This window comes from Sphingopyxis sp. SCN 67-31, from assembly GCF_001725095.1.
Genome location: NZ_MEFH01000053.1, coordinates 1 through 19056, shown reverse-complemented (window position 1 = coordinate 19056; position 19056 = coordinate 1). Strand labels below are relative to the sequence as shown.

Annotated in this window: 23 protein-coding genes; 7 read left to right on the top strand and 16 right to left on the bottom strand. The window is 68.8% G+C overall.

The window, feature by feature from the left end; all coding sequences use genetic code 11:
• Positions 1–16: 16 nt before the first annotated feature.
• From ABS88_RS07750 to ABS88_RS07720, 7 genes are all read right to left on the bottom strand, one after another.
• Positions 17–613 (bottom strand): carboxymuconolactone decarboxylase family protein, encoded by a 597-nt coding sequence (locus ABS88_RS07750; RefSeq protein ID WP_067111060.1) that lies wholly within the window; start codon positions 611–613, stop codon positions 17–19.
• Positions 613–1794 carry an acetyl-CoA C-acyltransferase gene (locus ABS88_RS07745; protein ID WP_067111058.1) on the bottom strand — a complete coding sequence of 394 codons (1182 nt, stop codon included), beginning with the start codon at positions 1792–1794 and terminating at the stop codon, positions 613–615. The genes ABS88_RS07750 and ABS88_RS07745 overlap by 1 nt, the downstream gene beginning before the upstream one ends.
• A 63-nt stretch (positions 1795–1857) precedes the next feature.
• Positions 1858–2316 (bottom strand): MaoC family dehydratase, encoded by a 459-nt coding sequence (locus ABS88_RS07740; RefSeq protein ID WP_067111056.1) that lies wholly within the window; start codon positions 2314–2316, stop codon positions 1858–1860.
• Between the two features lie 93 nt (positions 2317–2409).
• Complete coding sequence (locus tag ABS88_RS07735) at positions 2410–3540, bottom strand: mechanosensitive ion channel family protein (protein WP_286749598.1); 1131 nt, start codon at positions 3538–3540, stop codon at positions 2410–2412.
• 65 nt (positions 3541–3605) lie between these two features.
• A complete protein-coding gene (locus ABS88_RS07730) occupies positions 3606–4616 on the bottom strand; it encodes a DNA topoisomerase IB (protein WP_076073793.1) in 1011 nt (336 codons plus the stop codon).
• A gap of 58 nt (positions 4617–4674) precedes the next feature.
• Positions 4675–6054, bottom strand: coding sequence for a putative O-glycosylation ligase, exosortase A system-associated (locus ABS88_RS07725; protein WP_076073796.1), 1380 nt, complete (start codon positions 6052–6054; stop codon positions 4675–4677).
• A complete protein-coding gene (locus ABS88_RS07720) occupies positions 6047–6217 on the bottom strand; it encodes a hypothetical protein (RefSeq protein WP_199775049.1) in 171 nt (56 codons plus the stop codon). The genes ABS88_RS07725 and ABS88_RS07720 overlap by 8 nt, the downstream gene beginning before the upstream one ends.
• A gap of 95 nt (positions 6218–6312) precedes the next feature.
• On the opposite strand from ABS88_RS07720, the gene ABS88_RS07715 reads away from it, so the two are divergent.
• Together ABS88_RS07715 and ABS88_RS07710 are read left to right on the top strand one after the other, a co-directional pair.
• Positions 6313–7515 carry a TIGR04063 family PEP-CTERM/XrtA system glycosyltransferase gene (locus ABS88_RS07715; RefSeq protein ID WP_076073799.1) on the top strand — a complete coding sequence of 401 codons (1203 nt, stop codon included), beginning with the start codon at positions 6313–6315 and terminating at the stop codon, positions 7513–7515.
• A gap of 23 nt (positions 7516–7538) precedes the next feature.
• Entirely contained in the window at positions 7539–8351 is an 813-nt protein-coding gene (locus tag ABS88_RS07710) for a hypothetical protein (protein ID WP_104959301.1), read from the top strand.
• A gap of 137 nt (positions 8352–8488) precedes the next feature.
• Here the strand turns inward: ABS88_RS07710 and ABS88_RS07705 are convergent, their stop codons facing one another.
• Positions 8489–8815, bottom strand: a complete 327-nt coding sequence (locus ABS88_RS07705) for a hypothetical protein (protein ID WP_234002551.1) — start codon at positions 8813–8815, stop codon at positions 8489–8491.
• On the bottom strand, positions 8812–9075 hold the full coding sequence (locus ABS88_RS07700) for a hypothetical protein (RefSeq protein ID WP_076073801.1): 264 nt from the start codon (positions 9073–9075) through the stop codon (positions 8812–8814). Before ABS88_RS07700 ends, ABS88_RS07705 begins: the two co-directional genes overlap by 4 nt.
• A 135-nt stretch (positions 9076–9210) precedes the next feature.
• Between ABS88_RS07700 and ABS88_RS07695 the strand changes: the two genes are divergently transcribed.
• Entirely contained in the window at positions 9211–9882 is a 672-nt protein-coding gene (locus tag ABS88_RS07695) for a S24 family peptidase (protein ID WP_067107086.1), read from the top strand.
• A gap of 43 nt (positions 9883–9925) precedes the next feature.
• On the opposite strand, the gene ABS88_RS07690 is transcribed toward ABS88_RS07695, so the two are convergent.
• Entirely contained in the window at positions 9926–10231 is a 306-nt protein-coding gene (locus tag ABS88_RS07690; protein WP_067107089.1) for a hypothetical protein, read from the bottom strand.
• Between the two features lie 217 nt (positions 10232–10448).
• Here ABS88_RS07690 and aqpZ point away from each other — a divergent pair, with 217 nt between their 5' ends.
• Entirely contained in the window at positions 10449–11174 is a 726-nt protein-coding gene (aqpZ, locus tag ABS88_RS07685; RefSeq protein WP_067107091.1) for an aquaporin Z, read from the top strand.
• Positions 11175–11208: 34 nt separating this feature from the next.
• On the opposite strand, the gene galU is transcribed toward aqpZ, so the two are convergent.
• The 6 genes from galU to ABS88_RS07655 form a co-directional block, all read right to left on the bottom strand.
• A complete protein-coding gene (gene galU, locus ABS88_RS07680; protein ID WP_076073804.1) occupies positions 11209–12072 on the bottom strand; it encodes a UTP--glucose-1-phosphate uridylyltransferase GalU in 864 nt (287 codons plus the stop codon).
• Positions 12073–12125: 53 nt separating this feature from the next.
• The gene (gene yfiB, locus ABS88_RS07675) at positions 12126–12626 is read right to left on the bottom strand and encodes an outer membrane lipoprotein YfiB (RefSeq protein ID WP_076073807.1); all 501 of its coding nucleotides are present in this window, start codon (positions 12624–12626) and stop codon (positions 12126–12128) included.
• 16 nt (positions 12627–12642) lie between these two features.
• On the bottom strand, positions 12643–13842 hold the full coding sequence (gene dgcN, locus ABS88_RS07670; protein ID WP_067107099.1) for a diguanylate cyclase DgcN/YfiN: 1200 nt from the start codon (positions 13840–13842) through the stop codon (positions 12643–12645).
• Complete coding sequence (gene yfiR, locus ABS88_RS07665) at positions 13839–14384, bottom strand: regulatory sequestration protein YfiR (RefSeq protein ID WP_286749558.1); 546 nt, start codon at positions 14382–14384, stop codon at positions 13839–13841. Before yfiR ends, dgcN begins: the two co-directional genes overlap by 4 nt.
• A gap of 138 nt (positions 14385–14522) precedes the next feature.
• Complete coding sequence (gene msrA / locus ABS88_RS07660) at positions 14523–15059, bottom strand: peptide-methionine (S)-S-oxide reductase MsrA (RefSeq protein WP_067107219.1); 537 nt, start codon at positions 15057–15059, stop codon at positions 14523–14525.
• 56 nt (positions 15060–15115) lie between these two features.
• The gene (locus tag ABS88_RS07655; RefSeq protein WP_104959303.1) at positions 15116–16114 is read right to left on the bottom strand and encodes a M48 family metallopeptidase; all 999 of its coding nucleotides are present in this window, start codon (positions 16112–16114) and stop codon (positions 15116–15118) included.
• Between the two features lie 451 nt (positions 16115–16565).
• Here ABS88_RS07655 and ABS88_RS07650 point away from each other — a divergent pair, with 451 nt between their 5' ends.
• From ABS88_RS07650 to rplM, 3 genes are all read left to right on the top strand, one after another.
• Positions 16566–17594, top strand: coding sequence for a COX15/CtaA family protein (locus tag ABS88_RS07650; protein ID WP_076073816.1), 1029 nt, complete (start codon positions 16566–16568; stop codon positions 17592–17594).
• Positions 17591–18358: a hypothetical protein gene (locus ABS88_RS07645; protein ID WP_076073819.1), complete on the top strand. Its 768-nt coding sequence runs from the start codon at positions 17591–17593 to the stop codon at positions 18356–18358. Before ABS88_RS07650 ends, ABS88_RS07645 begins: the two co-directional genes overlap by 4 nt.
• 174 nt (positions 18359–18532) lie before the next feature.
• The gene (gene rplM, locus ABS88_RS07640) at positions 18533–19012 is read left to right on the top strand and encodes a 50S ribosomal protein L13 (RefSeq protein ID WP_067107115.1); all 480 of its coding nucleotides are present in this window, start codon (positions 18533–18535) and stop codon (positions 19010–19012) included.
• Positions 19013–19056 lie beyond the last annotated feature (44 nt).

Genomic DNA, 19056 nt, shown 5'->3' with positions numbered 1-19056 from the left:
CTTCTCCCTTTGTTGATCAGGCGCGAAGGTCGGGATCGACCTCCCACCCCTCTTCGACCTGAATGCCGAAGCTGTTCAGGATCATCGACACCTGCGTATATTGGCCGACGGTGAACACCAGATCCATGCGCCCCTTGTCGCCGAGCGGCGCGAGCGCCGCCCAGGTCGCGTCGGTGACGAAATGGCGGCCGGTGAGTTCGTCGGTCGCGCGCAGCATCGCGCGCTCGATATCGGTCCAGCCGTCCGCGTCGGGGCCGGCCTTGATGCGTTCGATCTGGCTTTCGGACAGGCCGCTGTCGAGGCCGATGCGCTTGTGCTGCGTCCATTCGTAGCCCGAGCGGCAGTTGTAGCCGGTGCGCAGGATCACGATTTCGCGGTCGCGCGCCGACAGCGCGTTGCGCTTCGACAGGATATAGCTGCCCCAGCCGAGGAAGGCGGTCAGCGCCTTCGGCGCGTGGGCGAGGGTGCGGAAGATGTTGAGCACCCGGCCGCCCCCGACCTTGCCGCCAACCGCTCCGGTATCGGGGGCAAGGAAGGGTTCGAGCGCGGCGCGCTGGTCGGCATCGAGCCGGTCGAGGTCGACCGGCTCGATCCGGGGCGCGTCGAGGCGCATCAGAGGATCTCGAACAGTCCCGCCGCGCCCTGGCCGCCGCCGATGCACATGGTGACGACGGCATATTTGACGCCGCGGCGCTTGCCCTCGATCAGCGCGTGGCCGACGCAGCGCGCGCCGGTCATGCCGAACGGGTGGCCGATCGAGATCGAGCCGCCATTGACGTTGAGGCGGTCGCCCGGAATCCCCAGCTTGTCGCGGCAATACAGGACCTGCACGGCGAACGCCTCGTTCAGTTCCCACAGACCGATGTCGTCCATCTTCAGCTCGAAGCGTTCGAGCAGCTTGGGGATGGCGAAGACGGGGCCGATGCCCATCTCGTCGGGCTCGGTGCCCGCGACCGCCATGCCGACATAGCGGCCGAGCGGGGTCAGGCCGCGCTTTTCGGCGACCTTGGCCTCCATCAGCACCGCGGCCGACGACCCGTCCGAAAGCTGGCTGGCGTTGCCCGCGGTGATCGTGTGGCCTTCGCCCATCACCGGCTTCAGGCTGGCCAACCCTTCCAGCGTCGTGTCGGGACGGTTGCACTCGTCCTTGTCGGCGACGACCTCCTTGTAGGAGACTTCCTTGGTCTCCTTGTCGACCACGGCCATCGTCGCCTTGCACGGGACGATCTCGTCGGCGAACTTGCCCGCGGCCTGCGCGGCGGCGGTGCGCTGCTGCGACTGGAGCGAATATTCGTCCTGCGCTTCGCGGCTGATGTTGTAGCGCTTCGCGACCACCTCTGCCGTGCCGATCATCGGCATATAGGTGTCCTTGTGCATCGCGATCAGTTCGGCGTCGGGCTCGATGAACACCTTGCCGCTGCCGCTGACCTTCGAGATCGATTCGACGCCGCCGGCGACGACAATGTCCTGGCGGTCGACGATGATCTGCTTCGCGGCGGTCGCGATCGTCATCAGCCCCGACGAGCATTGACGGTCGATCGACATGCCGGGAACGGTGACGGGCAGGCCGGCGCGCAGTGCGATCAGGCGCGCGACGTTCGGCGACTGCGAACCCTGCTGCATCGCGGCGCCGAAGAGGACGTCGTCGATCTCTCCGCCTTCGAGCCCGGCGCGCTCGACTGCGGCCCTGACCGAATGGGCGCCGAGCGTCGGCGACGGTGTGTTGTTGAACGATCCGCGCGCCGCCTTGGTCAGCGGCGTACGGGCGGTGGAAACGATGACGGCGTCACGCATGTCGATAATCCTCTTGTTTGGGTCCGGTGGATCTTTCGGGGGAGGGCGGCCGGTTGAACGGGATCAGACGAAGAACTGGCTGATCCATTCGGCGATCAGCGCGGGCTTGTCCTCGCCCTCGATCTCGACCGAGAATTCGAGCGTCTGCTGCCACTGGCCGGGGCGCTTCTCTTCGAGCTCGAGCAGCTTGAAATGGCCGCGCACGCGCTTGCCCGAGCGGACGGGGGCGAGGAAGCGGACCTTGTTGCCGCCATAGTTGACGCCCATCTTCACGCCTTCGGGGCGCGGACAGTCGGACTTGGCCATCAGCAGCGGGAACAGCGACAGCGTCAGGAACCCGTGCGCGATGGTCCCGCCGAACGGCGTCAGCTTCGCCTTTTCCTCGTCGATATGGATGAACTGGTGGTCGCCCGTCGCGTCGGCGAACTTGTTGATCATCTCCTGATCGACGAGCACCCATTCGGAACTGCCGAGCGTCTGCCCGACCAGCTTCTGCATCTCCTGCGGCGGAATCGCGCCCATGTCTCATCCTCTCGAGCTTGTTGAAGGCGCGGTTCTAGGCCGTTCATGCCGCATTGCACAAGAGCCTTGGCTCGACGCTGCGGCGCCGTAGCGTCACTCTTTCGTGCGCTTCGCCTTCGGCGTTGCCGTGTCTTCGGCAAAGGGCAGAATCATCGTGCCGTCGGGTGCGGCGGTGAAGGTCGTCTGCGTCGGATAGGCGAAATCGTAGCCCGCCGCGGTCATCGCCTCGAACAGCCGCACCGCGACATCGCCGCGCGCCGCCGCGACAATGTTGTAATCGTCCGCATGCACGTCGAACAGCAATTCGAAATCGAGGCTCGACGGGCCGAAGCCGGTGAAGCTCGACCGGATGAAGTCATGGCCCGCCGCCTTTACCTGCTCCTCCAGCAGCGCGGGCAGCGCGCGCAGCATCGCGGGGCTGGTCTGATAGATCACCCCGATCGAGAACTGGACGCGGCGGCGGTGGAGATGCGCGTAGTTGGTGATCTCCTTCGACAGCAGGTTGGTGTTCGAGATGACGAGCAGCTCGCCGTTGACCGAACGCAGCCGCGTGCTCTTCAGCCCGATGCGCTCGACCGTCGCGGTGCTGGTGTCGTATTTGATCGTCTCGCCGACGCGGAACGGCCGGTCGAAGATGATCGACAGCGAGGCGAAGAGGTCGGAAAATATGCCCTGCGCCGCGAGGCCGATCGCGATGCCGCCGATGCCGAGCCCGGCGACCAGCCCGGTGACGTTCACCCCCATGTTGTCGAGGATGACGATCGCCGCGATCGCGAACAGCGCGACGCTGATCAGCAGGCGGATGATGCCCATCGCATTGGTCAGCGTTTCGTTGTGCCCGTCGGCGGCGCGCCGCTGGATCAGCCCGATCGCGATCTCGCGCGCCCAGATCGCGACCTGCAGCGCGACGGCGATGCTGAAGACGAACTGGATGATCTGCAGGATCGTCGCCGGCGGCTGGGCATAGCCCGCGACCATGCGGATCGCGACGATCGCGAGCACCGTCGACTTGGTCTTGTGGATCACGCGCCCGACGATGTCGGTCAGCGTGAACTGCCCCGGCGCCGCCTGCGCGCGCTTCAGCGCGAAGGTGCGCACCAGCGACAGCAGGACATAGATGACGAGCCCCGCGCCGATCGCGATCGCGATCTGCAGCCAGTGGCTGTTCACCCAGGCGATGGAGCCGTTCCACATGTCGCGCAGGTCGGCGAACGGCCCCTGCATGGCGGGCGGCGGCGTGGCGGCGGAAATCGGCAGGGTCACGTCGGTCCTCGAAATCGGTCAAAGGGTCAGGCGGACCGGAGCAGCGTCGCGGCATCGGGCGCCTGCTCCAGATAGGTCAAAAATCCGCGTTCGTAACGCGAAAGATAGCGGGTCGAGCGCGGCAGCCGCCCCGCCGCCTGCGCGAAGTCGCCGCGGGCCTGTGCGGCGGCGATCATCGCCGGATGGACATAGGCGCGCCGCGCGACCGCGGGGGTGTTGCCGAGCCGCTGGGCGACATGGCCGAGCACCGCCTTGAGCGACGGCGGCTCGGGCGCCTCGTACAGGAAGGCGAAGGCCTCGACGCTGCCCCACCAGGTGCGGAAATGCTTGGCGCTGAAATCCTCCCCCATCGCCTCGCGGATATAGGCGTTGACGTCGTCGGACGCGACCGCGTGGGTGCCGTCGGCGTCGCGATACTGGAACAGATGCTGGCCGGGCAGGTCCTGCAGCCGACGGACGAGGGTCGCCAGATTCCGGTCGCTGATCGTCACCTCGCGCCTCGCGCCACCCTTGGCGCGATAGCTGAGGCGCAGCGTCGCGCCCGACAGCCGTGCATGGCGCTGGCGCAACGTGGTGGCGCCGAAGCTGTTGTTCGCGGCGGCATATTCCTCGTTCCCGACGCGCAGCGCGGCGAGGTCGAGCAGCCGGACGACCGCCGCGACGACGCGCTCCTGGCAGAGCGTGCGGCGGGAAAGATCGTCCTGAAGCCGCGCGCGCAGCAGCGGCAGCGCCTGGCCGAAGGCGGCGCAGCGGTCGTATTTGCCCGCGTCGCGCGCCAGCCGGAAATCGGGATGATAGCGATATTGCTTGCGCCCGCGCGCGTCATAGCCGGTGGCGAGGATATGGCCGTTCGGCGCCGGGCAGAACCAGGCATCCTCATAGGCGGGCGGCAGCGCGACGGCGTCGAGCCGCGCGATTTCGGCGCGATCGCGGATCAGCCGGCCCTTCGCGTCGCGATAGCGCCAGCCGTCGCCGGAGCGTTCGCGGCGGATGCCGGGCAGGCTGTCGTCGACATGGATCAGGCGGGCGCGGGGCATGATGGCATAGCGTCCGGCGGCGCCCGATGGTTCCCGGTCCCGGGGTGAGACGTGCGCGCTACGATCGCACGTTCGAAAAGGACTGGCGGGCCGGGACCTGTGCCGGGCGCGCCATCAGCGGCCGCCACCCCGCCTCGCGCTCGCGGCGGCGGCAATAGGTCGAAAGCCCGATCTCCAGCGCCAGCATCATGTAGATGAAGGGCTGGAAGGCGATGCCGACGAACAGCGATCCGACCATGTAGACGATGTGCCCGTGCTGGAGCGCGGTCGCGAGCGGGGCGATCCATTGCTCCTCAGCGCGCCGGGTCTTCAGATAGCGGCGGCGCAATCGCTCCATCTGGACAAGCCCGGCGGCCTGGAGCAGCAGCCACAGCGCCAGCCCCGGATAGCCCTGTTCGCCCAGCATCTCGAAATAGCTCGAATGATAGGCGCGCCCCTTGTCCTCGTAGACGATCGGCCCGCCCTGCGCGCCTTCGTCATTGGCGCCGGCCTGGCGCTCGACGCGGAGTTGATTCTGGAGGAAGGCGTTGAAGCCGCCCCCGAACGGATGGTCCTTCGCATAGTCCCAGGTCCATTTCCATACCGCGACGCGGGTGGATGCGGACGAATCGGCCTTGTAGCCCTGGATCGTCTCCATCCGCTCGGTATAGCTTTGCGGCAGGAAGGGGATCGCGGCGAGCGTCAGCATCCCGATGCCGGCGACATAGAGAAGCCGGTGCCGCACCGCGCGCAGCGACAGCACCGCGAGGACGACCAGGCACACGAGCCCGGTGCGCGCCTGCGTCCCCACCGGCAGCAGCATGCAGGCGAAGCAGAGCGCGAAGCAGAAGAGCGACACGCGCCAATCGGGTGGAAAGACGGTGCCGTGGCGGCGGTACCAGAGGATCAGCGGGATGATCGCGATCCCCACCGTCGACATGATCGAGCCTTCGTAAAGCCCGAAATTCTCGTTGAGCAGCAGTTGCAGTTCGCCATAGCCGCCGCCGCCCGCCGCGGTCTTGAGGCCGCCCGCGATCGCGATCGACCCGGCCGACAGCAGCATGATCAGGATCAGCGATTCGATGCGAAGCCGCGTGCGCAGCGTCAGCGGCAGGAAGATCGCCCACACCAGCGCCTTCCACACCCAGCTCCATTTGTCCTGCGCCTCGACCGGGAAATCGGCGTACATCGTCGTCACGCCGCAATAGATCAGCAGCAGGACCAGCAGCACCTGCCGGCCCGACCAGCGCGTGTCGCGCTTGTCGTCGAGAACGAGCCAGCCGCCGATCGCGAGAATGAAGACGATCAGCGAGATCGGGATCGAATTGATCAGGAAATAGCTGAGCCGCTGCGGCGCGACGATGTCGATGTAGCAGAAGCAGAGGATGAACAGGAACGGCTTGCGGAAACCGACCCCGATGAAGGCAAACAGGAAGGCCACGAAGGCGATGTCACGCATCGCGCGGCCCCTGCGCGGCCTCGGCCGCCGCCTCCGCGTCGCGGCGGCGCTGCCACAGCATCCGCGGGCTCACCTCGTTGTCGAGGTCGTCGCGATAGAGCAGGCGCCACAGTGCGATCGCCATCAGCGCATGGGTGAGGCCAATCGAGAGATTGTCGATCATGGACGGCTGGGCCTTGCTGTGCGCCTGCGGATGCGGCGGTGCTATAGCATCGGGGTTGACGCGGCGTTAAGGCTTGTCGGGCATAGGCGACCGCAATGACCCGCATCCTCCACGTCCTCGATCACAGCCTGCCCGCGCACAGCGGTTATACCTTTCGCACCCGCGCGATCATGAAGGCGCAGGCGGCGAAGGGGTGGGAGGTCGCGGGCGTCACCGCCGTGCGCCATCCGCTGCCCGGACCCGCGTGCGAGGTCGTCGACGGGCTGACCTTCCACCGCACCGCTCCGATCGCCACGGCGCCGTCGCCGATCCGCGAATGGCGCGAGATCGGCGCGCTCGCGGCGCGGGTCGAGGCGCTGGCGCGCGAATGGCGCGCGGACCTGCTCCACGCCCATTCGCCGGTGCTCGACGGGCTCGCGGCGCTGCGCGCGGGCCGGCGGCTCGGCATCCCCGTCCTCTATGAAATCCGCGCCTTCTGGGAGGATGCGGCGGTCGGCAACGGCACCGGGCGCGAGGGAAGCGCGCGCTACCGCCTGACGCGGCGCATCGAAACCCATGTCGTCAAGGCCGCCGACGCGGTCGCGGTGATCTGCGAAGGGCTGCGCGGCGACCTGATCGCGCGCGGGGTCGATCCGGCGAAGATCATCGTCTCGCCCAACGGCGTCGATCTCGACCTGTTCGGCGACCCACCCCCGCGCGACGACGCGCTCGCCGCCGAGCTCGGCATCGCGGCCGACGACGCGGTGATCGCCTTCATCGGCAGCTTCTACGACTATGAGGGGATCGACGACCTGATCGCGGCGATGCCTGCGCTTGCCGTGCATCAGCCCCGCGCGCGGCTGCTGCTCGTCGGCGGCGGCCCGCGGGAGGCGGCGCTGAAAGCGCAGGCGGCGGCCTCGCCGGTCGCCGGCCGCATCCATTTCGTCGGCCGCGTGCCGCACGAGCGGGTCGAGCATTATTATTCGCTGGCCGACGTCCTCGCCTATCCGCGCAAGAAGATGCGGCTCACCGACCTCGTCACGCCGCTCAAGCCGCTCGAGGCGATGGCGCAGGGGCGTCTCGTCGCCGCGTCCGATGTCGGCGGGCACCGCGAGCTGATCGAGGATGGGGTGACCGGCACGCTGTTCGCCCCCGACGATCCGGCGGCGGTCGCCGGGGCGCTCGCCGCGCTGCTCGCCGACCGGGCGGGCTGGGACGCGCGGCGGCGGACGGCGCGCGCCTTCGTCGAAACCCATCGTAACTGGTCGTCAAACATTCTACGTTACGAACCGGTTTACCAGCGATTGCTGCGCCTTTAGCGATCATGCGGATCTGGAGCGATATGGACGACGCCAGCGAAAAGCCTGCCAAAGCCCCCGCGGCCGCATTGTGGCGCGCGCTGCGCCCCGCGATGCCCGCGATCATCGGAGCGGCGGCGCTGACCTTCCTGTTCGGCGCGGTGATGCCGTCGGGCTGGGTCATGGGGATCAGCTGGAACCTCTATCTCGACCGACTGTCGGAGCTGTTCGTGCCGCCGGTCGGCGATGCCGGCCGGCTTGCGCTCGCGCTCGGCATGGCGGCGGTCGCGGCGCTGATCGCCGGGCTGGTCGCGTTGATCGCTGCCAGCCCCGATGCGGCGGGACTCGGCGCGCTGCGCCGCCGCCGTCGGGGCGCGGTCGACGACGCGCTGCCGCGCCGCCGCGCCGATCTCCATCCCGACGCGCCGCCGCGCCCGCCGATCCGCGCCGGGCGCGACCTGCCGGCGCTGGGGCTGGGGCCGCTGCCTGCCGAGGCCGAAACCGCCATGCCTGCGGAGCCGCTTCCCGCCGAAGCGGCAGAGGCCGACGATACGCTGATCCTTGCCGACCTCGCGCCCGACGACGCCTTCGTCGAAGGCGCGGAACCCTGGCTGCAACCGGTCGAGGCGGCGGGCCCCGCGATGCCCGATCCGGCCGACGCGTCGCTCGGCGCGATGGTCGCCCGCTTCGAGGCGGGGCTGGCGCGACGGCGCCAGGCGCGCGGCGCACCGGCATCGACCGCCGCGATTCCGGTCGAGACGCCGCCGGCGAACGAAGATGCCGAGCCGCCCGTCGATTTCGCGCTCGAAGCGGCGCTCAGCACCCTCCAGCGCATGACCGGCCGCGCCGTCGGCTGATCGATCATCGTCTTTGATTGAACAGCCGCGTGCTCCCGCGGAGGCGGGAGCCCAGAGCGGCACAAAGCCTGCGTTGGCGTCAGGACGCTCTGGGTTCCCGCCTCTGCGGGACACGGCGTTGTTTCGTTCAAGGCCGATCAATCCTCCACCGTCAGCACCTCGATGCGAAGGCCGCGTGCGGCTTCGTCGAATTCGACCGCGATGTCGGCGACGATATGCCCCGGCAGCCGCCATTCGACGGCGCTCAGCCGCGCGCGTAGCGAGCGGCGGATCGCTTCGAGGTCGCCGACTGCCGCCTGACAGGGGAACGCATGGCGCGCGCCGACGAAGCTGGCGCTTGCCCACGGCCGCCACGTCGATGGGCCGAGCGCGAGGCCGGGCGGCAGCTCGCGCGCGATCAGACGGCCCAGCCGGCCGTGCGGGCATGCATGGGGACGCGGTGTGGCGAGGGACGTGTGGATCATGGCCGGGCCTCCATCGTGGCGGCGCGCATCGCGCGGGTGCGGCGGTCGCCGCTCGGGCCGATGCGCCCGGCATGCCGCTCGGCGCGCCATTTGTTCATGAAATGTTCCACGCGGCATTCGACGCTGCGCCCCACTGCGCGCCCGCCGCGCAGGTCGCTGATCAGCCGCGGGTCGTGGACGGCGTCCCGACCGAGAACGCTCGGCGGCATCCGCGATTCGGTCAGAAAGGCCTCGATCCGTTGCAGCAGCGTCTTTTCCATTCCGTTCCTCCCTATCGACATCCGGTAGCGGGCGAGTCGCCTTTAATAGGATTTTTCCTATTTGAGATAGGATTTCCTACTTGTCTAGGAAAATTCCTGTTGCTACATGCGAAATAGGAAGGAGCCCGCTGGCCGATGACCGATTTCGACGACGATCCGCGTGCCGCGCTCGATCGCCTGCTGCAGGAAAGGGGGATCGACTATGCGCAGCTTTCGGCGCGCATCGGGCGCAATCCCGCCTATATCCAGCAATATATCAAACGCGGTTCGCCGCGCCGGCTGGCGGAGGAGGACCGGGCGCGGATCGCCGCCTATCTGGGCGTGGCCGAAGCGCTGCTGGGCGGCCCGGCGCGCCGCGTCGCCGCACCGGCGTTGCAACGCGGCGCGGGCGACATGGTGCTGGTGCCCAAACTGGCGATCGGCGCCTCGGCCGGCGCGGGCGCGAGCATCGACGGCGAGCCGGTCGAAGGCGCGGTGGCGTTCGACCCACGCTGGCTGCGCGACCTGGGCGCCGACCCGCGCGCGCTCAGCATCATCCGCGTCGCGGGCGATTCGATGGCGCCGACGCTGGGCGACGGCGACGATATATTGGTCGACGGCAGCGACGCGGCGACGCTGCTGCGCGACGGCATCTATGTCCTGCGGATGGACGATGCGCTGATGGTGAAGCGCGTCGCGCGCGCGCCGGGGGAAGGGCGGATTTCGGTGATCAGCGACAATCCCCACTATCGCAGCTGGGACGATCTGCCGATGACCGCGGTGCAACTCGTCGGCCGTGTGGTATGGACCGGGCGCCGGGTGCGCTAGCGCCCTATCCGCGAAGACATCCCCCTCGGGCCGGCCGGTCCGACTACATCGGCTCGGCCATCACCGCTTCGATTTCGTGGCTCAGCACCTCGGCGCGCTGACACTGGTCCTGTCGGCCGTCGCGGCATTTCTGCGCCGCCTTGTCGCGCTGGCGCGTCAGCTTGCCGACGCGTTCCTCGCGCTGGCGCAGGGCGCGGCCGCGGTTGCGGTCGGCTTCCTCCTGGCTGGTCGTCGACCAGTCGGCGACCTGGCCGACCGCCTTGACGGGGGCGGTCACCACCGTCTTCACCGCGCTCACGCAGCCGGCAAGCAGCGGGGCGGCCGAAAGGGCGAGAAGCATTGCACGCATCGACAGGTCTCCGGGGAGGGCGGATCGGCCGGTATCATCGCACGGCCGTGCGGCCGGGGCCAGAGGATTGCGACGGGCCGCGCCATTGCCCGGCCGCCCTTCGCCCCGAATCCCGCCGCGGGACACATGGTTTACAAGGTCTTGCCGCGCCCTTTCCCTGTGTTAGGCTGATCCGCGCGCCGGCAGCGCGATGACCGCCGGCGGGGAGGAGGGTCATATGACGAATATGCAAAAGGGTCTGGCCGAGGGCATCGGCACCTTCTGGCTGGTGTTCGGCGGCTGCGGCAGCGCGGTGCTCGCGGCGGCCTTTCCCGATCTCGGGATCGGCTTCGCCGGCGTGGCGCTGGCCTTCGGTCTGACGGTGGTGACGATGGCCTATGCGATCGGCCATATCTCGGGCTGCCATCTCAATCCCGCGATCACCGTCGGGCTGTGGGCGGGCGGGCGCTTCGACGCGCGCGACATCCCGCTCTATGTGGTCTCGCAGGTCGTCGGCGCGATCGCCGCGGCCTTCCTGCTCTATTATATCGCGAGCGGCAATCCGGGCTATGATCTGGCGACCAACGGCCTCGCCGCCAATGGTTTCGGAGAGGGGTCGCCGGGCGGCTACGACCTGATATCGGGCTTCACGATCGAGATCGTGCTCACCGCCTTCTTCCTGTGGATCGTCATGGGGTCGACCGACGGCCGCGCCCCCGCGGGCTTTGCGCCGCTCGCGATCGGCCTCGCGCTGACGCTGATCCACCTGATCGCGATCCCGGTGACGAACACCTCGGTCAACCCGGCGCGCAGCACCGGCCCAGCGCTGGTCGTCGGCGGCCTCGCGCTCCAGCAGCTCTGGCTGTTCTGGGTCGCGCCGCTGCTCGGCGGGCTCGTGGGCGGCTGGCTTTACCGAACGGTGGGGGCCGACAGCTTCCCCAAGCCCAATATCGAGGGCGAATGACGGCGGTGCCGGCGGCTCCGGCCGCCGGCGCGCGTCAGGTCAGAAGATCGACAGCGAAGGCCCGAACGTCGGCGGCGATATCGGGGCGTTCGAGCGCGAGCGCGAGATTGGCCTGGATATAGCCGGCCTTCGACCCGCAGTCGTAGCGCGCGCCGTCGAAGGTCACGGCGTGGAAGGGCTGCGTGCCGATCATCGCCGCCATCGCGTCGGTGAGCTGGATTTCACCCCCGGCGCCCTTTTCCTGCCGTTCTAGCACGCGCATCACCTCCGGCTGGAGGATGTAGCGGCCCGAGATGATCAGGTTCGACGGCGCGGCCTCGACCGCCGGCTTCTCGACCAGCCCCCGAACCTCGGTCAGCGCGTCGTCGCGGGAGCCGGGGGCGATCACGCCATAGCTCGAAACCTGCTCGCGCGGCACTTCGAGCACTGAGATCAGGTTGCCGCCGACCTTGCGATACGCATCGACCATCTGCTTCATGCAGCCGGGCGAGCCGTGCATGAATTCGTCGGGCAGGAAGATGGCGAACGGCTCGTCGCCGACGATGTCGCGCGCGCACCAGATCGCGTGGCCCAGCCCCATCGGTTCCTGCTGCCGGACATAGGCGCAATTGCCGGGTCCGAGGCGCGTCGGTTCGAGCACCGACAGGTCCTTGCCGCGCTCGGCCATCGTCTTCTCCAGTTCGAAGGCGATGTCGAAATGATCCTCGATCGCGCTCTTGCCGCGCCCGGTGACGAAGATCATCTGCTCGATCCCCGCCTCGCGTGCCTCGTCGACGGCATATTGGATCAGCGGCCGGTCGACCACCGGCAGCATCTCCTTGGGGATTGCCTTGGTCGCGGGCAGGAAGCGGGTGCCGAGGCCGGCGACGGGGAAAACGGCTTTGCGGATCGGTTTCATGCGCGGCAGCCTTAGCGGCGAAAGCCCGCCGGGAAAAGGCCGCGCGAAAGGCCTTATTGGGGTTCGACGATCACCACCACGCGCCGATTGTCCTGCCGCCCCTCGGGCGTGTCGTTGGGCGAGATCGGCAGGCTTTCGCCACGCCCGACGATCTGGGCGGGGGTGAAGCGCATGCCGTTCGCCTGCATCGGCGCGGCGACCGCTTCCGCCCGCGCCTGCGACAGGGTCAGGTTATAGGCGTCGCTGCCGGTGGAATCGGTGTGGCCTTCGACCCGCGCGGTGGCGATGCCGACCGACTGCAGGCGATGCGCCATGGTCGAAATCCGCTCGATCTGCTCGGGGCGGAGCGCGCTTTCGTTGACGCCGAAGAGCAGCCGTTCGTTGAGCGTCAGCTCCCAGTCGGGCCCGGTGTCGACGAAGCCTTCGGATTGCAGGACGGCGATCTGTTCGGGGGTGAAGCCGGACTTCACCGGAACGCTCTGACAGGCGGCGAGCAGGCCGGCGATGCCGGCGGCCAGGATGGTGCGGCGGACGATGGGGAGAGAAAGGGTCATGATCGGACCTCCATGATCATGTCTGCGAACGTTTGGCGAGCTTTTCGGCATACATGGCGGCGTCGGCCGCGGTCAGCAGCGCGGCGGGATCGGCGCCGTCGGTCGGGAAGGCGGCGACGCCGATACTGACCGCGAGGCGATAGGTGTCGCCGCCCGGCAGAACGACCGGATCGGCCATGCCCGTGCGGATCGGGCCGGCGAGCGTTTCCGGATCGGTGGCGATGTCGAGCGGATCGACGAGCACGATGAATTCGTCGCCGCCGATCCGCGCCGCGAAATCGCCGGGCCGCAGCGTCGCCTTGATCCGTTCGGACAGTGCGACGAGCAGGGCGTCGCCGGCGGCGTGCCCGAAGCTGTCGTTGGCGAGCTTGAAATTGTCGGCATCGACGAACAGCAGGGCAAAGCGCGTGCCGTCGGCCCCCGCCTTGCCGATGCGCTGCGCGAGCTGTTCGTCGAAGGCGGCGCGGTTGGGCATCGCGGTCAGCGGATCGTGCGACGCGCGGTGCGCCAGCATGCGATGCTCGCTTTCCATATGCCCCTGCCACCCCTGCAATTCGTCGAGCAGCGCGTTGATGTCGCCGCCCAGCCGGTCGAGCTCGGCGATGCCGAGCGGCTGGACGCGCTTGTCGAAGCGGCGGTGCAGCCGCACGTCGTGGGCGACGGTCGCGATCTCGCCGAGCGGCTTGACCAGCTCATATTCGAAGCGGCGGGCGAGGATGATCGTGCCGAGTGCGGTGACCAGCAGGCAGCCGAGCCCCGCAAGCAGCCCGATCCGGACATAGGCGGTCAGCGTCGACGAATCGCCCCACACCTCGATCGTCCCGATCGCCGACCCGTTGCGGCGGACCGTCATCGTGGACGGTTTGCCGAAGAAGAGATCGGTCAGCAGCGGCGCCGGGTCGGCGTGGGGCGACGTCCATTCGGTCAGCGGCCGGCCTCGGTCGTCGAGCACGAGCAGCCGGGCGATCCCCGGAATATGGGTGAGCGGATCGAGACCCTCGCGCGCCGCCTCGGGATCGTTGAAGACCAGCGCCGGTTCGACGCCATAGGCGCCGAGCTGCGCCGCCAGTTCGAGGTTGCGGTCGGCATAGCCGCGCAGCGCGGCGACGCCGGCGAGCAGGATGGTGAGGCCCGACAGCGCCACTGCGAACAGGGTGACGCCGAAGTGGAAGCGCGACAGCAGCTTCTGCAGGGTCGTCCGGGTCGGAGCGGTCATGGGGCGCCTCCGTCGGATCGGCCGATCTTGAGCACGCGCGGGTCGATGCGCAGCGGTCCCCGGCCAATAGCGTCGAGATTGACCGAAAAGCCGATGCCTCCCGGCTTTGCGGCGAGGCAGAACATCGCGCCGTAAAGGCAGTCGGGGTCGTCGTCGCTGATCGTCAGCACCGGACGGTCGCGCACCCAGGCGATCAGGCGGCGGCGGTCTTCGGCGGGCATGCGGCCCAGATAGAGGATGTCGCAGTCGCCGCCGCCGGTCGCGGCTGCCGTGGTTGTCCTCCGCACCACGACGGCCCCGCCGCCGGGCAGGACCGGGACAGGCCGGACAGTGAGCCGCGGCGCGCCGACGACGCACATCGTCCGCGGCGCGTCCGGCGTGTTCCCCGGCCAGCGCGTATAACTGATGATACCGCCGATCATGCGGTCGACCGCGCGCGCCACGCCTGCGGCGCCATCCTCCACGATGGTCTGGCTGGCGGCCTGGACCGACATCTGCGGCGTCGTGACCGCCGCTCCTATCAGGAACAATGATGCCAGCACCCTGTCGCGACCCTATAACTGCGCTTCGGGGTCATCCTGCCCGCGCAGAACCGGGTCCGCTAGTCCGGACGGCGGTAAAGTCAATGAAAATTAACCTTATGCGACTCGAATGCAACACTGGGCCGGTCGCGCGCGGCCTCAGTCTTCGCGCAGGCGGTCGGCGAAGCCCTTGCGCAGCTTGGCGAGCTTCGGCGGGATGGAGGCAAGGCAATAGGGGCTGCTCTGTCCCTCGCCGTTCCAATAGGCCTGGTGATAATCCTCCGCCGGATACCATGGAGACACCGGCTCGATCGCGGTGACGATCGGTTGCGGCCAGTTGGGCTGTGCACGGTCGATCGCGGCGCGCGCTGCGGCGGCCTGCTGGTCGTTCAGCGGAAAGACGGCGCTGCGATACTGCGTGCCGATGTCGTTGCCCTGACGGTTGAGCTGCGTCGGGTCGTGCGTCGCGAAAAGCACGTCGAGCAGATCGTCGTAGGCGATGACGGCGGGATCATAGGTGATGCGGATCGCCTCGGCATGGCCCGTGTCGCCGTTGCACACCTGCTTGTAGGTCGGGTTGGCGACGCTGCCCCCGGTATAGCCGCTCTCGACGCGCTCGACCCCCGCGAGCGATTGGAAAACCGCTTCGGTGCACCAGAAACAGCCTCCGGCGAAGACGGCGGTGTCGTGGGGCATGGCGGGCATCCTTGCGAAGAGTGGGAGGAGGCCCTTCAGATAGGAGGCCGCGCCCGCTATTCCAAGGGCGGCATGTCGTCGATCAGCGGCGGATGGAGCGGTTCGCCGGCGGCGCGCGCGGCCGCGATCGCCGCCGCTTCGCGCTCGACCGAAGCGACCCTGTCGCGCCACCCCGGATGGGTCAGCGCCGGAAAGAGCGGGCGCCCCTTGCGTCCGCCGAACTTGCGCCAGAAGCGCGCCGCGGCTTCGGGATCGTAACCCGCACCGGCGAGCAGCCAGACCGACAGCCGGTCGGCCTCGGCCTCGGTCTGGCGGAACAGGCGGGCGCTGCGGCCGAGTTCCTTGAACAGGCCGCGATCGACCCCCGCCGCGTCGAGCCGCGCGCGGTGGCGCAGGATATTGTGCGCCAGTTCGTGCGCGACCGCCGCCGCCAGTTCGGCATCGTCGGTCGCGAAGCTCGCCAGCCCGGCACTGATCCGCACCAGCCGGCCGTCGGCGCCGCCGGCAGGCCGGTCGGCCGCCTCGACGCGGAAATCGCTCGCACAGCCGACGATGGGGATGACCTCCGCATCCCGTCCGTCGGCGATCGTGAGCGCCGCGGGCGCCTCGACAGGCAGCGCGGCGGCTTGCGTCTCCAAAACGGCGATACGGGCAAAAGGGTCCGCGTCATCGGCGGGCGGCACGGGGATGCCGTCGATCGCGAACACCGGCGTTCCGCGATGCAGTCCGGCGCGCGCGGCGGGCGAGTCGGGCGCGACGGCGGCCAGATAGGGCGTGTCGGCGTCGGGTGCGGCATAGGCGGCGAGTGCGGCGGGGCGCCGGTTCGCGTCATAGAGGCGCGGATCGCCCCAGATCCAGCCGAACTGCGGTTGCTGCGCGGTGCACCACGCCGCATTGGCGGTGGTCAGACGAAAGCCGATCGCCGCGACCCGCGCCTCGAGGCCCGCGAGCTGGTCGTAAAGACCGGCTGGCCCGGGTGTCGCCGCGACCGCGGGCGTGGCGGTGCTGGCGGCGAAGGCGGTCAGGATGGGCAGGAGGAGACGGACGCGCGGCATCGGTCCGCCCTATCAATCCTCGCCTGTCGCAGCCATGAATTTCAGAATCGCTCCCCTCCTGCTCGCGGGAGGGGGCAGCGAGCGTTGCGAGCTTGCTCGCTACGCGCAGCGGGGTGGGCCTTGGCCATGCCGCTGGCCCGCCCGATCTCTCTCGCTAGAGCATCGTGCGTTAAACCTGCATCATCCTTTCTGCCGTTCGTGCTGAGCTTGTCGAAGCACCGTCGTTCTTCTTGCGGCGCCAAGAGAAAGGACGGCCCCCTTCGACTGCCTTGCAGGCGCTCAGGACAGGCTTCGACAGGCTCAGGACAAATGGTTCAGATTTAACGCACGATGCTCTAGCGAGAGGGAGACCCGGCCGAGGAAGACAAGTGCGCCTCTCAAGGCCAGATGGCGCCACCCTCCTCCCTTCGGGCCCTTGCCTATCGCATCGCAAGCGGCGATAGGGCGGGCGATGACGCAGGCTCCCGTTCATCCCCGCCCGGCGGCGCTCGCGCGCTGGCTGTGGGCCGTTGCGCTGCTGGTGATCGCCGTGGTCGCCGTCGGCGGCATCACCCGCCTCACCGAATCGGGGCTCTCGATCACCGAATGGAAGCCGGTGTCGGGCGTGTTGCCGCCGCTGACCGACGCCGCCTGGCTGGCGGAGTTCGAGAAATACAAGCAGATACCCGAATATCGGGAGATCAACTTCGGCATGTCGCTCGCCGCGTTCAAGGCGATCTTCTTCTGGGAATGGCTGCACCGCATCCTCGGCCGGCTCGTCGGGCTGGCGCTGCTCGTCCCGCTTGCCTGGTATGCGTGGCGCCGCGCGGTTCCCGCGGGCTATGGCTGGCGGTTGCTGGCGCTGGCCGCGCTCGTCGGATTGCAGGGCGCGATCGGCTGGTGGATGGTCGCCTCGGGACTCGTCGATCGCACCGACGTCAGCCATTACCGTCTGGCGACCCATCTGCTGACCGCGCTCTTCCTGCTCGCCGCGCTGGTCTGGACCGCGCGCGATCTCGGCACCCTCGCGCGCGATCCCGCTGCCCGGCCCGCGCCGTTGACCGGGCCGGGGATCGCCGTCGCGCTGATCCTGACCGTCCAACTTCTGCTTGGCGCCTGGGTCGCGGGGCTCAACGCCGGCTATGTGGCGAGCGACTGGCCGATGATGAACGATCATTTCGTGCCGCGCGGCATCGATTGGTCGAACGGTGTCTGGTTCGCCATCACCAACGACCCCTTTCTGCTGCATTTCCTGCATCGCTGGTGGTCCTGGGTTGCCGCGCTTGCGCTGTTGCTGCTGGCGCGTGTGCTGGCGCGGCGCGGCGCGCGGGTCGAGCCGGCGCTGCTGCTGCTCGTCGTCGCGGCGCAGATGACGCTCGGCATCCTCACCGTCGTCAGCGGCATTTCGATGTGGATCGCGGTGCTGCACCAGTTGACGGGCGCGCTGCTGGTCGCGGTGACGGCGGCGGCGCTGCATCGGCTCGGCCGCCGCACCGCATGATGTTCGCCGCCGCGTTGCTGTGGCTCGCCGGCCCGGCATCCGCGCCGCCGCCCGTCGTCGTCCCGGCGCCTGCGGCATCGGTCGTCTTTGCGCCGCCGCTCGACCGGCCGATGCGCTATCGCGTGACGACCCGCCGCCTGGGGCGCGACGGCGGGCTGCTCGGCTTCTCGTTGCTCTACGACCTGCAATGGCAGCGCGCGGGGCGCGGCTACCGGCTGGTCGCGACGCTGCGCCGGATAGATTCGGACGCGCCGCCCCGCGCCGTGCGCGCGCTGACCGCGGTGCTCCAGCCGCTGGTCGGCGAGGCGATGACCTATCTCGTCGCGCCCGATGGCGGCCGGATCGACCTGATCGACGCCGAACGGCTGTGGGATCGCGCGATGGCGCGCACCGCAGCGCTTGCCGCCGCTGCGGACCAGCCCGAGGCGAAGCAACTGGCGGCGCTGGTCGCGGCGCTCTCGCCCGATGAGCGCGCGGCGCTCGCGAGCGCGGACATCCGCGCGCTGCTCGCGCCCGCCAACGCCGCCAGCCGGATCGGCGGCACCGTGTCTCCGGACGGCGACAGCACGCGCGAAACGGCGGCAAAGGTCGAGGCTGCGACCGCCGCGGCGCAGCCGCTCACCGTCGAGAGCCTGTGGACCATCGACCGGACGACGGGACTGGTCCTGCGCGAGCAGCGGCAGAGCTGGATCGTTGGGGACGGTGGCGGCGCCCGCACGCTCGTCGAGGAGCGGATTCGCGCGATCGAACCCGACGTTTCCTGATCAAGGTATCATGATACCTGTCGGCAAGGCCGCGCGATACTTGACTTTCCGCACCGTTCCCGCCATTGGCCCGCTCCGAAGCGCCGCTTCGCCCCTTGCGGGCAGGCGGCGCGGCTTGTTTCGGGGCGGCGGCCGGTTCCGTCGCCCGGTTCCATCTCTGTCAAGGAGCGTGCCATGAAGGCGCTGACCAAGACGACCCAGTCGGCGAACGCCGCGACGGTCGAAAAGAAATGGGTGCTGATCGATGCCGACGGCCTGGTCGTGGGCCGCGTCGCGACGATCATCGCCAACATCCTGCGCGGCAAGCACAAGCCGAGCTTCACCCCGCACGTCGATTGCGGTGACAATGTCATCGTCATCAACGCCGAAAAAGTGAAGTTCACCGGCAAGAAGCTGACCGACAAGAATTATTACAAGCACACCGGCTATGCCGGTGGCATCAAGGAAATCTCGGCGCAGAAGGTGCTCGAGGGCCGCTTTCCCGAGCGCGTGCTCGAAAAGGCCGTCGAGCGCATGATCCCGCGCGGCCCCCTCGGGCGCCAGCAGATGCGCAACCTGCGCGTCTTCGCCGGCAGCGAGCATCCGCACGCCGGGCAGAACCCCGAAGTGATCGACGTCGCGTCGATGAACCGCAAGAACAAGGTGGGTGCATAATGGCTGACGAACAGACCATGACCGATCTCAAGGATCTCGCCGGC

Coding starts and splice junctions, on each gene's coding strand:
- ABS88_RS07750 (WP_067111060.1), bottom strand. CDS start 613: ATGCGCCTCGACGCGCCCCGGATCGAGCCGGTCGACCTCGACCGGCTC.
- ABS88_RS07745 (WP_067111058.1), bottom strand. CDS start 1,794: ATGCGTGACGCCGTCATCGTTTCCACCGCCCGTACGCCGCTGACCAAG.
- ABS88_RS07740 (WP_067111056.1), bottom strand. CDS start 2,316: ATGGGCGCGATTCCGCCGCAGGAGATGCAGAAGCTGGTCGGGCAGACG.
- ABS88_RS07735 (WP_286749598.1), bottom strand. CDS start 3,540: ATGCAGGGGCCGTTCGCCGACCTGCGCGACATGTGGAACGGCTCCATC.
- ABS88_RS07730 (WP_076073793.1), bottom strand. CDS start 4,616: ATGCCCCGCGCCCGCCTGATCCATGTCGACGACAGCCTGCCCGGCATC.
- ABS88_RS07725 (WP_076073796.1), bottom strand. CDS start 6,054: ATGCGTGACATCGCCTTCGTGGCCTTCCTGTTTGCCTTCATCGGGGTC.
- ABS88_RS07720 (WP_199775049.1), bottom strand. CDS start 6,217: ATGATCGACAATCTCTCGATTGGCCTCACCCATGCGCTGATGGCGATC.
- ABS88_RS07715 (WP_076073799.1), top strand. CDS start 6,313: ATGACCCGCATCCTCCACGTCCTCGATCACAGCCTGCCCGCGCACAGC.
- ABS88_RS07710 (WP_104959301.1), top strand. CDS start 7,539: ATGGACGACGCCAGCGAAAAGCCTGCCAAAGCCCCCGCGGCCGCATTG.
- ABS88_RS07705 (WP_234002551.1), bottom strand. CDS start 8,815: ATGATCCACACGTCCCTCGCCACACCGCGTCCCCATGCATGCCCGCAC.
- ABS88_RS07700 (WP_076073801.1), bottom strand. CDS start 9,075: ATGGAAAAGACGCTGCTGCAACGGATCGAGGCCTTTCTGACCGAATCG.
- ABS88_RS07695 (WP_067107086.1), top strand. CDS start 9,211: ATGACCGATTTCGACGACGATCCGCGTGCCGCGCTCGATCGCCTGCTG.
- ABS88_RS07690 (WP_067107089.1), bottom strand. CDS start 10,231: ATGCGTGCAATGCTTCTCGCCCTTTCGGCCGCCCCGCTGCTTGCCGGC.
- aqpZ (WP_067107091.1), top strand. CDS start 10,449: ATGACGAATATGCAAAAGGGTCTGGCCGAGGGCATCGGCACCTTCTGG.
- galU (WP_076073804.1), bottom strand. CDS start 12,072: ATGAAACCGATCCGCAAAGCCGTTTTCCCCGTCGCCGGCCTCGGCACC.
- yfiB (WP_076073807.1), bottom strand. CDS start 12,626: ATGACCCTTTCTCTCCCCATCGTCCGCCGCACCATCCTGGCCGCCGGC.
- dgcN (WP_067107099.1), bottom strand. CDS start 13,842: ATGACCGCTCCGACCCGGACGACCCTGCAGAAGCTGCTGTCGCGCTTC.
- msrA (WP_067107219.1), bottom strand. CDS start 15,059: ATGCCCCACGACACCGCCGTCTTCGCCGGAGGCTGTTTCTGGTGCACC.
- ABS88_RS07655 (WP_104959303.1), bottom strand. CDS start 16,114: ATGCCGCGCGTCCGTCTCCTCCTGCCCATCCTGACCGCCTTCGCCGCC.
- ABS88_RS07650 (WP_076073816.1), top strand. CDS start 16,566: ATGACGCAGGCTCCCGTTCATCCCCGCCCGGCGGCGCTCGCGCGCTGG.
- ABS88_RS07645 (WP_076073819.1), top strand. CDS start 17,591: ATGATGTTCGCCGCCGCGTTGCTGTGGCTCGCCGGCCCGGCATCCGCG.
- rplM (WP_067107115.1), top strand. CDS start 18,533: ATGAAGGCGCTGACCAAGACGACCCAGTCGGCGAACGCCGCGACGGTC.